This window comes from Nocardioides sp. GY 10113, assembly GCF_004919105.1.
GTDB lineage: Bacteria > Actinomycetota > Actinomycetes > Propionibacteriales > Nocardioidaceae > Nocardioides.
The window spans coordinates 161,272-174,423 of sequence record NZ_STGK01000001.1 but is presented as its reverse complement, the minus strand read 5'-3'; the positions used below and the strand labels follow the sequence as shown (position 1 = coordinate 174,423).

General features: G+C 72.9%; 10 protein-coding genes. 7 read left to right on the top strand and 3 right to left on the bottom strand.

What is annotated here, in order from left to right:
- The first annotated feature begins 21 nt into the window (after nt 1–21).
- The 5 genes from E8D34_RS00735 (at nt 22) to E8D34_RS00715 (ending at nt 5,829) form a co-directional block, all read left to right on the top strand.
- Nucleotides 22–735 carry a response regulator transcription factor gene (locus E8D34_RS00735; protein WP_136592661.1) on the top strand — a complete coding sequence of 238 codons (714 nt, stop codon included), beginning with the start codon at nt 22–24 and terminating at the stop codon, nt 733–735.
- Nucleotides 732–2,144, top strand: a complete 1,413-nt coding sequence (locus E8D34_RS00730; protein ID WP_240771010.1) for a HAMP domain-containing sensor histidine kinase — start codon at nt 732–734, stop codon at nt 2,142–2,144. The genes E8D34_RS00735 and E8D34_RS00730 overlap by 4 nt, the downstream gene beginning before the upstream one ends.
- The gene (locus tag E8D34_RS00725; RefSeq protein ID WP_136592660.1) at nt 2,128–2,769 is read left to right on the top strand and encodes a hypothetical protein; all 642 of its coding nucleotides are present in this window, start codon (nt 2,128–2,130) and stop codon (nt 2,767–2,769) included. The genes E8D34_RS00730 and E8D34_RS00725 overlap by 17 nt, the downstream gene beginning before the upstream one ends.
- Before the next feature lie 53 nt (nt 2,770–2,822).
- On the top strand, nt 2,823–4,049 hold the full coding sequence (locus tag E8D34_RS00720) for an FAD/NAD(P)-binding oxidoreductase (RefSeq protein WP_136592659.1): 1,227 nt from the start codon (nt 2,823–2,825) through the stop codon (nt 4,047–4,049).
- A 178-nt stretch (nt 4,050–4,227) separates the two neighbouring features.
- Nucleotides 4,228–5,829, top strand: coding sequence for a hypothetical protein (locus E8D34_RS00715; RefSeq protein ID WP_136592658.1), 1,602 nt, complete (start codon nt 4,228–4,230; stop codon nt 5,827–5,829).
- Nucleotides 5,830–5,871: 42 nt separating this feature from the next.
- On the opposite strand, the gene E8D34_RS00710 is transcribed toward E8D34_RS00715, so the two are convergent.
- The 3 genes from E8D34_RS00710 to E8D34_RS00700 are packed head-to-tail and all read right to left on the bottom strand — an operon-like array spanning nt 5,872 to nt 9,693.
- Nucleotides 5,872–7,161 (bottom strand): anthranilate synthase component I family protein, encoded by a 1,290-nt coding sequence (locus E8D34_RS00710; protein WP_136592657.1) that lies wholly within the window; start codon nt 7,159–7,161, stop codon nt 5,872–5,874.
- On the bottom strand, nt 7,155–7,739 hold the full coding sequence (locus E8D34_RS00705; RefSeq protein WP_136592656.1) for an aminodeoxychorismate/anthranilate synthase component II: 585 nt from the start codon (nt 7,737–7,739) through the stop codon (nt 7,155–7,157). Before E8D34_RS00705 ends, E8D34_RS00710 begins: the two co-directional genes overlap by 7 nt.
- 25 nt (nt 7,740–7,764) lie before the next feature.
- A complete protein-coding gene (locus E8D34_RS00700) occupies nt 7,765–9,693 on the bottom strand; it encodes an anthranilate synthase family protein (protein WP_136592655.1) in 1,929 nt (642 codons plus the stop codon).
- A gap of 278 nt (nt 9,694–9,971) precedes the next feature.
- Here E8D34_RS00700 and E8D34_RS00695 point away from each other — a divergent pair, with 278 nt between their 5' ends.
- Both E8D34_RS00695 and E8D34_RS00690 read left to right on the top strand, forming a co-directional pair.
- Complete coding sequence (locus E8D34_RS00695; RefSeq protein ID WP_136592654.1) at nt 9,972–11,486, top strand: sulfatase-like hydrolase/transferase; 1,515 nt, start codon at nt 9,972–9,974, stop codon at nt 11,484–11,486.
- A gap of 76 nt (nt 11,487–11,562) precedes the next feature.
- Nucleotides 11,563–13,122 (top strand): sulfatase-like hydrolase/transferase, encoded by a 1,560-nt coding sequence (locus tag E8D34_RS00690; protein ID WP_136592653.1) that lies wholly within the window; start codon nt 11,563–11,565, stop codon nt 13,120–13,122.
- Nucleotides 13,123–13,152: the final 30 nt, after the last annotated feature.

Genomic DNA, 13,152 nt, shown 5'->3' with positions numbered 1-13,152 from the left:
ACGATCGGCCATGATGAGGCCATGCCCAGCAACGCGACGCCCGCCGCCCGGATCCTGGTGGTCGACGACGACCGCGCGGTGCGAGAGTCGCTGCGCCGCTCCCTGGAGTTCAACGGGTACGACGTCCACCTGGCCAGTGACGGCGCCGAGGCGCTGGCCGGGATCGGAACCGTCGCCCCCGACGTGGTCGTGATGGACGTGATGATGCCGCGGCTGGACGGCCTGGAGACGACCCGGGCGCTGCGGGCCGCCGGGAACGACGTACCGATCCTGGTGCTGACCGCGCGCGACGCGGTCGGCGAGCGGGTCGAGGGCCTCGACGCGGGCGCGGACGACTACCTGACCAAGCCGTTCGCGCTGCAGGAGCTGCTGGCACGGCTGCGTGCCCTGCTGCGCCGGGTGGTGCCGGCCGAGGAGGGCGACGCCGAGGAGACGCTCTCCTTCGCCGACCTGACGATGAACGTGACCACCCGCGAGGTGACCCGCGGCGGCCGACCGATCGAGCTGACCCGCACCGAGTTCACGCTGCTGGAGATGTTCCTGCGCCGGCCGCGCCGCGTGCTGGACCGCAGCTTCATCCTGGAGGAGGTCTGGGGCTACGACTTCCCGACCACGGCCAACTCCCTCGAGGTGTACGTCGGCTACCTGCGCCGCAAGACCGAGGCCGGGGACGAGCCCCGGCTGATCCACACCGTCCGCGGCATCGGCTACGTGCTGAAGGCGCCCGACGCGTGAGCTGGTCCCTGGCGGTCGGGCCCGGCCCGGACGGCCGCTGGCACTACCGCCGGTCCCTGGCCAGCCGGGTCGTGCTGCTGACCACGATGGCGGTGGCGCTGGCCGTCGCGTTCGTCGCCGTGGGCGCCTACGTGACCGCGCGGGTGCAGATGCAGGACAGCCTCGATCGCAACCTGGAGAAGCGGGCCAACGCCGCGGCCGGCTCCAACACGCTGCTCGCCCTCGCCGACACCAAGGTGCCGTCCTGGGCGATCGGCGCGGCGGACGTCCGGATCGCCTTCCTCTACAGCAACGGGCACGGCCAGATCCTCGACCGCGGCCCCAACATCGAGCTCGGCGCGCCCGAGCTGAAGGTGGCCCTCGGCGAGAGCGACTCCAGCCTGCGCACCCTGCTGATCGCGGACGAGCGGTACCGGGTGGTCGCGGTACCGACCCAGGCCGACGGCGTCGCGCTGATCATGGCCCAGCCGCTGGCCGACCAGGACCTGATCCTGGCCCGGCTGGGCTGGGTGACGCTGGCGTTCGGCATCCTCGGGGTGGTCACCGCCACCTTCGCCGGCCTGGGGGTCGCCACCAACGGCCTGCGACCGGTACGCCGCCTCACCGACGCGGTGGAGGACATCGCCCGCACCGAGGACCTGACGCCGCTGCCCGTCGAGGGCGACGACGAGGTCGCGCGCCTGGCGACGGCGTTCAACCACATGCTCACGGCGCTGGACGCCTCCCGGACCCGGCAGCGCCAGCTGGTCGCCGATGCCGGCCACGAGCTGCGCACCCCGTTGACGGCGCTGCGCACCAACATCGAGCTGCTCACCATGGCCGGGAACGACCCCGACGCGCTGCCCGCCGAGGCCCGCACCGAGCTGCTCGACGACATCCGGGCGCAGATCGAGGAGCTGACCACGCTGATCGGGGACCTGACCGCGCTGGCCCGGGAGGAGCCCGTGCGCCTGCAGGTGGAGGCGATCGACCTGGGCGAGGTGGTCGAGCACGCCGTGCAGCGGGTCCGGCTCCGCGCCCCGGGCCTGAGCTACGAGGTCTTCACCCGCCCGTGGTGGGTCGTCGGCGACGCCGCCGAGCTGGAGCGGGCGGTGACCAACCTGCTCGACAACGCCGCGAAGTGGAGCCCCGCCGAGGGCCAGGTGACGGTGCGGCTCAGCGACGGCGTGCTCACCGTGGACGACCAGGGTCCCGGCATCGCCGAGGCGGACCGTACGCTGATCTTCGACCGGTTCTGGCGCTCCCCCGACGCCCGTACGATGCCCGGTTCCGGACTCGGACTGGCGATCGTCCGGCAGGTCGCCGAGCGGCACTCCGGCACCGTGCACGCCACGGAGAACGCGAGCGGCGGAGCCCGCCTGGTGCTCCGACTCCCCGGAAAGGAACGTCCCGATGCCCCCGTTGCCTAGGTCACCGAGGACAGACCGCCCCCGTCTCCGGACGGCCGCCGCACTGGCCGCGCTGCCCGTGCTGACGCTCGGCCTGGCCGCGTGCTCGGACGACGAGGCCGCCCCGAGGCCGGACCTGCCCACCGAGACCCCGGCGCTGTGGAACCCCTGCGACGCGATCACCGAGGCGTTCGTGAAGAAGCACCTCGGCGCGGAGACGACCAAGAACGACGGCACCCCCACGCAGCCGGACTGCCGGTTCGCGCCGGAGGCCGACTCCGGCGACCCGGTGCTGACCGCCAACTACCAGCTCTTCGACGGCACGCTGGACGAGCTGTGGAGCGCGATGGGCCAGGAGTCGACCGCCGACGTCCGCGACGTCGACGTGCCCGGCGCGGACGGGGCCCGCCTGGTGGTCGACGCCCGCAACCAGCAGCTCTACGTGACCGGCTTCGTCGAGAACGGCACGCTGTTCCAGGTGGTCAACGTGGCGGACCCGAAGCCCTACGACGAGGAGATGGTGGTCGCCGGCGTCGAGGAGACGCTGCGGGTGCTCTCGCGGCACGCGGTCGACAGCGGCGCGGGCAAGCCGGCGCCGGCGTCGGAGTCGCCGGCTGAGTCGGCCTCCGAGTCGCCGGCTGAGTAGACGGGCTTTCCCGGCACCCGTTTCGCGCCGGCGCGACCGGGCAGGCTCCGAGCATGACCGAGTCCCAGCAGATCGTCATCGTGGGCGGCGGACTCGCCGCGGCCCACGCCATCACCACGCTGCGCGAGGAGGGGTACGACGGCGCGATCACCCTGGTCGCCGCCGAGGACCACCTGCCGTACGAGCGGCCACCGCTGTCGAAGAGCTACCTGAGCGGCACGAAGACCTTCGCCGACGCCCTCGTCCACGACCAGGCCTGGTACGACGAGCACCACGTGCGCGTGCTCACCGGCACGACCGCGACCGGCATCGACCTGGCAGCCCGGACGGTGACCGTCGACCCGGCGCCGCCGCTGGGCGACCCGCTCTCCTACGACGCGCTGCTGCTGGCCACCGGCGCCGAGCCGAAGGTGCCGGACCTCCCCGGCGCCGGCGCGGCGGCGTACCTGCGGACGGTGGAGGACGCGGATGCGCTGAAGGAGGCGTTCCGCGCCGGCGGCCGGGTCGTCCTGGTGGGCGGCGGCTGGATCGGCCTCGAGCTGGCCGCCGCGGCCCGGCAGGCCGGGATGGAGGTCACCGTGCTGGAGGCGGCTCCGCTGCCGCTGGCCGGGGTGCTGGGTGAGGAGATGGCGCAGTACCTGACCGACCTGCACCGCGGGCACGGGGTGGACATCCGCACCGGCGTCACCGTCGAGGCGATCGAGACCGTCGACGGCCACCCGCAGCTCGCACCCACCGGCGTACGGACCTCCGACGGCACGTTCGACGCGGACCTGGTTGTGGTCGCGGTGGGCGCCGCGCCACGCACCTCGCTGGCCGAGGAGGCAGGTCTCGGCGTCGCGACCCGCGAGGACGGCGGCGGGATCACCGTGGACCAGCAGCTGCGCGCGACCGACCCGCACGTGTGGGCCGCCGGCGACGCGGCGCTCGCGGTCAACACCGTCCTCGGACCGCTGCGCGTCGAGCACTGGGACAACGCGATCCGCCAGGGCAAGGCCGCGGCCAAGTCGATCCTCGGCCAGGAGGTCGCCTACGACTGGCTGCCGTACTTCTACACCGACCAGTTCGACTTCGGGATGGAGTACGTCGGGCACGGGTCGGCGTCCGACACCGTCGAGGTCCGCGGGTCGCTGGCGGACGGCGAGTTCATCGCCTACTGGCTGGACGACGAGAACCGGGTCACCGCCGCGATGAACGTGAACATCTGGGACGTCTCGGACCGGTTGCGCGAGATCGTCGGCACCACCGTCGACCCGGGGACGCTCACCGATCTGCGCTGACCATCCCATCCGCGGGTCGCCGGACCGGCCCAGACCGCTCCGGCGACGCGGGGCCCGAGGGGCTGGCGACTGCTAGCGTGGCGGGTCCAGCCGAAGGGGGTCCTCCATGGACCAGGCCACTCGCACGATGTTGTCCACGTCCCGGTGCACGCCGAGTGTCTCGACGGCGGAGGCCACGGTGGGCCCCACCACCGTGCGGCACCGCCGCAAGCAGTTCCACCTCCTGCACATGTACTTCCAGTCGGTCTTCGACTACGGGTATCGAGGGCGCTGGCTGGGCGTGGCGTGCGCCGGGACGGCGCACGACTACCCCACGCCGGCCGAGATCGAGTCCGGGAGGCTGACGATCGACCCCGACGCGGTCAGCAACTACGCCACCTGGCACGGCCACCCCGGCGCCGACGGGTGGATGACCCTGGCTCAGGGCGAGGGGGTCCTCACCGCCCAGCCCGACGGCACCCTGCGCGTCGAGCGTTACCGTCGGGCCGACGAGCAGCTCTGGGACCTGGAGATCTGCAGCGTCCCGCCCTCGTCGCTGCCGCGCTACCTGGGCGCGTACTCCTGGACGTCGATCGTCCGCATCCGCAGCAAGAAGTACGGAACCTGCATCCGGCTGGACGAGGAGGACCTCTCGAAGGTGGCCGAGCCGCGCCTCGAGCAGGCCGGCGACGAGGTGAGGCCCGAGCACCTCTTCGTCGGGAGAGGCAACAGGTCCGACGTCCCACGGATCTACCCGGAGGAGGCGACCTACGCCTACTGGGAGCAGCAACTGGCCCAGGCGGGCACCTACAAGCCGCCGGGGGAGCCGGCGCAATGGGACTTCGACGCCCCCGTCACCCGACGGTTGTCCAGCTTCTCCTTCGTGCCCTCCTACGCCGTCGATGACCCGGCTCTCGCCACGGTCGCGGCGTCCCTTCCGGGCTACAACCGCGCGACCTACTGCCCGTACTACCTGGTCCTGGGGTACGAGTCATGGTCCGGCGAGCGGTCCTGGGTGGCCGACCAGATCGACCAGGCCTCCGGCACGACGCTGAGCATCTCCTTCCAGTCCGGCATCACCGAGGAGGTCGCTGAGATCTGGAACAACGTCCTCGGCACCTCTACGACCTTCAAGGCGGACACCGGCGTGGTCTTCGCCAAGGTCGGTGTCGACCAGCAGTTCGTCTACGAGCACCACTGGGGCGGCTCGAAGACCCGCGCCACCTCCAGCTCGAGCGAGGTCGCCCGCTCCTGGGACGTCCCCGCGGGGCAAGCGCTGCTGGTGCTGGCGCTCACCCGCTCCTTCGAGCTGCGCCGCGTCCAGTGGGCGGCGAGCTCGACAGGACTTCCGGCCAACCCGATCCCCGCCGGTTCGCTGGCCGAGCCGGCCGCACGCATCGAGGACCGCACGCCCTACCTGGAACAGGTGTGGCACCGCGGGTCCGATGTCGTGGTCGCCCGGACCGGCGAGGCCCAGTACCTCGGGTCCTGGCTCTCGCGCGACGCCGGTCACATCGCGTACACGCTGAGGATCCTTCTTCAGGGCCGGTCGACGACCGTCCTGTACGCCGACCTCCGCGACGCCCACAGCCCGCCCCAGTGGATCAGCGTGACCCTGACCGTCGACCCGGGCGGAAAGAACCGCAACGTCAGCTACGACCTCGAGGGTCCGGCCGCCTCCCTCGGGACGGGGACCGGCGTCCACACCTTCCCCGGCGACGGGGATGGCGAGTTCGGGATCCTGGAGTTCGTCAGCGGGCCGCTGCAGGGGGTCAGCTGGGAGCACTACGACTGGGCGTGACGCCTGGTCCGGCGGCCACCGGCGCGGCATGCGCGACCGCGCTCAGCTGCGCAGGGCCTCGAGCAGCCGCGCGGCCTTCCACCGCGTCTCGGCGTACTCCTCGGCGGGGTCGCTGTCCACGATGATGCCGCCGCCGGTGCCGAGCACGTAGGTGCCGTCGCCGGCGGTGGCCAGTGACCGGATCACCACGCCGAGGTCGGCGCGACCGTCGCCTGAGACCCAGCCGAACGCGCCGGAGTAGACCCCGCGGGGGTCGGCCTCGACCTCGTCGATGATCTCCATCGTGCGCAGCTTGGGCGCGCCGGTCATCGAGCCGGCGGGGAAGAGCGAGCGCAGGGCGCCCACCGTCGTGACGTCCTCGCGCAGCCGACCCCGGACGGTGGAGACCAGCTGGTGCACCGACGCGTAGGACTCCACCTCCATCAGGTGCGGCACCTCCACGCTGCCGACCTCGCAGACCAGGCTCAGGTCGTTGCGGAGCAGATCGACGATCATCAGGTTCTCGGAGCGGAACTTGGGGTCGCCGGCCAGCCGCGCCCGCGCCGCCGCGTCCTCCTCGGGCAGCGGGTCGCGCGGTGTCGTGCCCTTGATCGGCTTCGCCTCCAGGGTGCGGTCGGCCGTGACCAGCGCGTACCGCTCCGGGCTGGAGCTGAGCAGCCACGCCCGGGCGCCCTCGACGTCATGCTGGAGGAAGCCGGCGTACGGCGCCGGGTTGAGGCTGCGCAGGCGCAGGTAGACCGCGGCGGGGGCGAGCGGGTTCTCCACGCGGAGCCGGTGGGTGAGGTTGACCTCGTAGGAGTTGCCGGCGTGCAGGTGCTCCTGGACGCGGGCGAAGGCGGTGGCGTAGTCGGCGGGGATCTCGCCGCCCCGGGAATCCCCGCTCGACCGGGGATTCCCCGGCTTGTCGGCCATTGCAGTGCCCGTCACGCGGCCGGAAACCTCCGCGGGTGTGACGTGAGTGAACTCCAGGACGTGCGAGGGCCGCATCCACACCGCGTCCGGCAGCGCCGGGTCGGGCGCCGCCGGCAGGTCCGGCCGGGCGGCGTACCCGAAGTAGCCGAACCACTGGTCGCTCTCCGACCCCGCGGCCAGCTCGGCCTCCAGCGCGGCGAACGGGTCGTCCCCGACCACCTCGGAGCGGCCGCCGGCGTGCCGGGTCACCTCGCGCCGCGCCGCCGAGTACGTCAGCGAGACGTCGTCCTCGTCCAGCCAGCCGAGGATCGAGCGGCGCCGGGACCAGTCCCGGGCGCCTCCGCCGTCGAGCCAGACACAACGAGGACTGCGGTCCTGGACCCGGGCGAACGCCTCACCGACGTCCCCGGCCGTCACCATCGCGGGTCCCCGAGGAAGTTCGCGACCAGCTCCGCGCCGTGCTCGGTGAGGATCGACTCCGGGTGGAACTGCACGCCGACCAGCGGCAGGTCCGTGTGCTCCAGCCCCATCGTGAAGCCGGTCAGCTCGTCGATCGCGGTCGGCCGGATCCCCTCGGGCAGGTCGAGCACGGCCAGCGAGTGGTAGCGGATGGCGCGGAACCGCTGCGGCAGACCGGCGAAGACGCCGGCGCCGTCGTGGGTGATCCGGGCCTCGACTCCGTGCCCGGGCGCGACCCGGTCCACCAGCCCACCGTAGGTGGTGACCATGCCCTGCATCCCCAGGCACACCCCGAGCACGGGCCGCGCGGCCGAGATCAGCACCTCGCGGCCGACCACGAAGTCACGCCGTACGGCGGGGTGGCCGGGCCCCGGGGAGAGCACCACGTACTCGTGGCGCAGCACGTCGTCGGGCTCCGCCTCGTCGTGCTGGAGCACCGTCGGCAGGACGCCGGTGACGCCGGCGATCAGGTGCACCAGGTTGCCCGTGTAGGAGTCGTGGTGGTCGACCACCACGACGTCCGGCCTCCGCGCGGCCATCGGTCCGCCCGCCGCCCGTCGCCGCTCAGTCCAGCAGCACGTCGACCACGAGGTCGTGGACGATCGCGAACCCGTGCTCGGTGAGGATCGACTCGGCGTGGAACTGCACGCCGCGGTAGTGCGGCCCGAGGACCGCGTTGACGTCACCGGTCTCGGCATCGGCCTCGACCCGCACGCCGTCGGGGAGCACGGTGTCCGGGCCGACCCGGCCGACGAAGGTGTTGTAGAACCCGACCCGCTCCGGCTTGCCGTCGAGCAGCACCTGGGCCTGGGTGCCCTGGAAGACGATGTCCTTGTAGGCCAGCGGGATGCCGAGCTGGTGGCAGAGCGCCTGGTGGCCCAGGCAGACCGCGAGGAAGGGGCGCTCGGCCTCCAGCAGCGCGGCCACGCCGGCCCGCAGGTTGGCCATCTTCGGGTCGTCGCCGTCGCGCGGGTCACCCGGACCCGGGCCGACGATCACCAGGTCGTAGCCGTCCAGGCAGCCGGGCACGTAGTCGCGGTGCTTGACCACCTCGCTGGTCATGCCCATCCGCGCCAGCATGTGGCGCAGCATGTTCACGAAGTCGTCCTCGCCGTCGAGGATCACCGCCGACCTGCCGGCCAGCCGCGGGTCGGCCGGGGTGCCGGCCTGGTCGGCCAGCCAGAAGCCGGAGAGCCGGCCGTTGCGGGCGGCGAGGGTGATCAGCACCTCCTCGTCGGCGACCAGCGTGGCCAGGTCCGCGCCCGCGGTCGCCGGCGCCGGCGCGGGCGGGACCAGGCCGAACGCCGAGAGGATGCCGCCGGCCTTCGCGTGCGTCTCCGCGACCTCGTACGCCGGGTCCGAGTCGCGCACCAGGGTGGCCCCCGCGGTGACCTTGAGCCGCCCCTCGGTGTCGACGTCGGCGGTGCGGATCACGATGGGGCTGTCCACGACGTGCGCGCCGTCGGCGTCGCGGCCGAAGAGGGCCAGCGCCGCGGCGTAGTAGCCGCGCCCCTCGGGCTCGTAGGCCTTGATCAGCCGGCACGCGTTCTCCACCGGCGACCCGGTCACCGTGGCGGCGTACATGGTGTCGCGCAGGACCGTTCGGACGTCCCGGTTGGTGCGGCCGGCGAGCAGGTACTCGGTGTGGATCAGGTGCGTCATCGGCTTGAGGAAGGGCCCGAGCACCTGGCCGCCCTCGGTGCAGATGTCGCACATCATCTTGAGCTCCTCGTCGACGACCATGAAGAGCTCGTAGATCTCCTTCTCGTCGCGCAGGAACTCGGCCAGCCGGGCCTCCGTGCTGCGGGTCTCGCCGGCGGGCGGGCGGAGGTGGAAGGTGCCCGAGATCGGGTTCATCCGGACGTCGCCGCCGTGCACCGAGACGTGCCGCTCCGGGCTGGCGCCGATCAGGTACCGCTCGCCGGTGTAGAAGAGGAACGTCCAGTAGGCGCCGCGCTCGCGCTCCAGCAGCCGCTTGAACACGGTGAGCGCCTTGTCGGCGCCCCAGTCGGCGACGACGGCGCGGTAGTTGCGGCCGACCACCAGGTTGGCGCCCTCGCCCTGGCCGATCTCCTCGCTGATGATCGACTCGACGAGCTTGGCGTACTCCTCGTCGGTGCTCTCGAAGCCGCCGCGATCGGCGAAGTCGAGGCCGGTGTCGTCGATCGCTCCGATCACGTCGGCGACGCTGAACTCGTGCTCCTCGGCGACGTCGACCACGACCAGCGGGGTGCCGTCGTCGTGCGCCTCGAAGCCGCGCTCGGAGATCTGCCGGAACGGTACGGCGACCAGCCGGTCGCACGTGCGCCCGGGCGCCGGCGGACCGTCCTCGAGCGGGATGTCCATGATGCTCTCGGCGACCCAGCGGGGACCGCCGACCACGCCGACCGTGTCCCGGTCGCCGCTGCGGGTGGAGCGCCGGATGATCGCCCACGCCTCGTGCCCCTGGATGGCCGTGATGGCTTCCCGGGCGGTGAGGGGCGTGGTGTCCATGGCTGAAGCCTAGGGCGGGGCCGCGGGCGGGGCACGCGCTGTCCATGGTCCCGACGCGCGCCGCCGCCCGGGCGCCGCGCGCCGGCGCGGCTTCGGTGCTCGGCCGGTGCGGTCGCTATCCTCGGCCTCGGACAACGCACCCGGCGCCGCCGCCGATCGTGGTCAGGCAGGCGCCGAGGCGTCCGAGTGCGAAGGCGCACCCGGGCGCCCTCCGCTGTCCTCCACCCTCGCGGCGGGGCGCGGCGACAGGGTGCCCGAGATGAGAGTGAAGACAGCCCGTGCGTTGGAGTCTCGCCCGAGCGGCCGTCGCGGCCGCCACCACCACCGCGGCCCTGGGCGCCCTGTGCGCACCCGTGCCGTCGACGGCGCAGGCAGCGGCGACCTCCCACGCGACCGTCGCCCGCACCGCCTTCGAGGTGCCGACGCGGGCGAGGGGCTCGCGCCCGAACGTCATGATGATCACCGTCGACGACGCGGCGCCGGGTGACCTGCGCTTCCTGCCGAAGACCCGCAAGCTGCTGGGCGAGAGCGGCACCACGCTGACCAACGCGATCGCCCCGACGCCGCTCTGCGCGCCCGCCCGGGCCAGCCTGCTCACCGGGAAGTACGCCCACAACCACGGGACGCTCTCGATCAGCGGCAAGAACGGCGGCCTCGGCGCGCTCGACAGCGAGCGGAACACGCTGCCGGTGTGGCTGCAGGCGGCGGGCTACGACACGCTCTTCGTCGGCAAGTACCTCAACGGGTACGGCGAGGGCGCCTCCCGCGCCACGTACGTCCCGCCCGGCTGGACCGACTGGCGCGCGACCATCGGCAAGACGACCTACAACTACATGGGTCACCGCATCAACCTCAACGGGAAGCCGCGGAAGTTCCGCGGCGACTACTCCACGACGGTGCTGGGAGCCCAGGCCGACGACATGCTGACGGCGCCCCGGCGCACCAGCAAGCCGTGGTACCTGTGGCTCAACTACGTCGCTCCCCACCACGGCGGACCGGACGACGCGGACGACCCGACGGTGACCCACCCGCGCTTCCGGCCGGCGGTGCAGACGGCCCGCCCGGCGAAGAAGTACCGGAACACGCTGCGTCGCCTGGCGCTGCCGAGGAAGCCCAACATGTTCGCGTCCACGAGGGGCGTCGACTGGTCCGGCGCCGGACGGTCGCTGCTCCGGGAGGCGTACCAGCAGCGCGGCGAGGCACTCCGGTCGGTCGACGACGCGATCGCGAAGCACGTCCGGATCCTCAAGCGGACCGGGATGTGGAAGCAGACCGTGGTGATCTTCGCCTCCGACAACGGGTACTCCGTCGGCGAGCACAACCACCTCGGCAAGAACGTCTACTGGCGCGAGGAGACCACCGTGCCGACGATCATCACCGGCCCGGGCGTACCCAGCGGGATCACGACCAAGAACGTGATCTCGCAGCTGGACCTGGTGGCCTCGATCGTCGAGGCGGCCGGCGCCACCCCCGGCCGGTCGCTGGACGGCGAGCCCGCGTGGGACCTGCTGGCCCCGGGCGAGACGGAGGTCCGGACGGTGGGCATCGAGGCCTGGCCGGTCCGGTACGGCGGCCTGCGCGCGAACTTCACCGGCGTCCGCAAGGGCGACCGCTGGACCTACGTCCGGATGAGGTCGGGTCGCGAGTTCCTCTACGACCACGACTCCGACCCCTACGAGCTGAGGAACCTGAGGCGCTCGGAGGACCCGGCCGTGCAGGAGGTGCTGGCCCAGGTCCGCGCCGACACCGACCGCCTGTCCCGCTGCGACGGCGCCGACTGCCGCGACCGCTGACCGGCGGCGCCGGCCGATCGGACCCGCGTCCGCCGTACGGCGCCGGACAGCCCGCTCGCCGCGGTACGGTCCGCCCGTGCACAGGAGTCACGCGCGGGCCGCTGTCGTCGCAGCCGCGACGTCGCTGGCCCTGACGGCGGGCGCCTGCACCGCGACCACCGGGCCCGACGAGCCCGACCGCGCCGCGGTGGCCGACGGAGCGCGGGGTTCCGGGTCGTCCGGTGGCTCGCAGCCGGCGCCGCCGACGGGGCAGATGCGGCGGGATCGCGCGGAGCCGGGACGGCCGAACGTCCTGATGATCACCCTGGACGACGCCGCCCCGGGCGACCTCCGGTTCATGCCGAAGGTACGACGGCTGCTCGGCGAGGCCGGGACCACCCTGACCAACGCGATCGACTCGACGCCGCTGTGCGCGCCGTCCCGCGCCACGCTGCTCACCGGCCAGTACCCGCACAACCACGGCACCCTCGCGATCACCGGCGAGCACGGCGGCGTGACCTCGTTCGACGACCGCGACACGCTGCCGGTCTGGCTGCGCGACGCCGGCTACGACACCCTGTTCGTCGGCAAGTACCTCAACGGGTACGGCGAGGAGTCAGACCCCACGGCGGTGCCGCCCGGCTGGACCGACTGGCGTGCCGGGGTGGACCCGAGCACGTACTACTACCGCGGCCTGCAGCTGAACATCAACGGCCAGCTCCACCCGTTCATCGGCCAGTACTCCACCAGCGTCCTGGCCGACCAGGCCGACCAGGTGCTCGGCGCGCCGCAGCGAACCGAGCGCCCGTGGTACCTCTGGCTCAACTACGTCGCACCGCACCACGGCAAGCCCACCGACGAGGACGATCCGAACCCCCGACCCCACGACGGCGAACCGGGGGTGACCACGCCCTCGCCGGACGAGAGGTACCGCGACCGCTACCGCTCGCTGCCGCTCCCCGACAAGCCGAACATGTTCGCCGGCGGCACGGGGCAGGCCTGGGACGAGGCCGGCCGGGGAATGCTGCGCGAGTCCTACCAGCAGCGGGGCGAGGCCCTGCGCTCGGTGGACGACGCCGTCGCCGGTCACGTGCGACTGCTCAAGCAGCGCGGGATGTGGCAGCGCACCATCGTGATCCTCGCCTCCGACAACGGGTTCGCCACCGGCGAGCACAACCACTTCGGCAAGAACCGGCACTGGCGCGAGGAGACGACGGTGCCGACCGTCCTTTCCGGCCCCGGGATCCCGAGCGGGGTGCGCTCGCGCACCCTGGTCTCCCAGGCGGACCTGGTCGCCTCGATCGTCGACGCCGCCGGTGCCAGCGCGGGCCACCCGCTGGACGGCATCCCCGTCTGGGACCTGCTCGGCCCGGGCGAGACGGCGGTCCGCACCATCCCGATCGAGGCCTGGCCCGTCTTCGACGGCGGGCGGCGCCCGAACTTCACCGGGGTCCGCAGCGGCGACCGGTGGACCTACGTCCGGCTGCGATCGGGCGAGGAGCTCCTCTTCGACCACACGACCGACCCGTACGAGCTGACCAACCTCGCCGGGGTGGCCGAGGAGCGCGCGGTGCTGCGCACGCTGCGCGCCGCCTCGAGGCGGCTGCACCGCTGCGCTGGCGCGACCTGCCAGGAGCCCGCCCCGACGATGGAGTGACCGCGCCCCGGCGCCGCCCACCCGGACGGC

Bases quoted from the DNA above. Each gene is read 5' to 3' on its own strand.
- E8D34_RS00735 (WP_136592661.1), top strand. From the start codon at position 22: ATGCCCAGCAACGCGACGCCCGCCGCCCGGATCCTGGTGGTCGACGAC.
- E8D34_RS00725 (WP_136592660.1), top strand. From the start codon at position 2,128: ATGCCCCCGTTGCCTAGGTCACCGAGGACAGACCGCCCCCGTCTCCGG.
- E8D34_RS00720 (WP_136592659.1), top strand. From the start codon at position 2,823: ATGACCGAGTCCCAGCAGATCGTCATCGTGGGCGGCGGACTCGCCGCG.
- E8D34_RS00710 (WP_136592657.1), bottom strand. From the start codon at position 7,161: ATGGTGACGGCCGGGGACGTCGGTGAGGCGTTCGCCCGGGTCCAGGAC.
- E8D34_RS00705 (WP_136592656.1), bottom strand. From the start codon at position 7,739: ATGGCCGCGCGGAGGCCGGACGTCGTGGTGGTCGACCACCACGACTCC.
- E8D34_RS00700 (WP_136592655.1), bottom strand. From the start codon at position 9,693: ATGGACACCACGCCCCTCACCGCCCGGGAAGCCATCACGGCCATCCAG.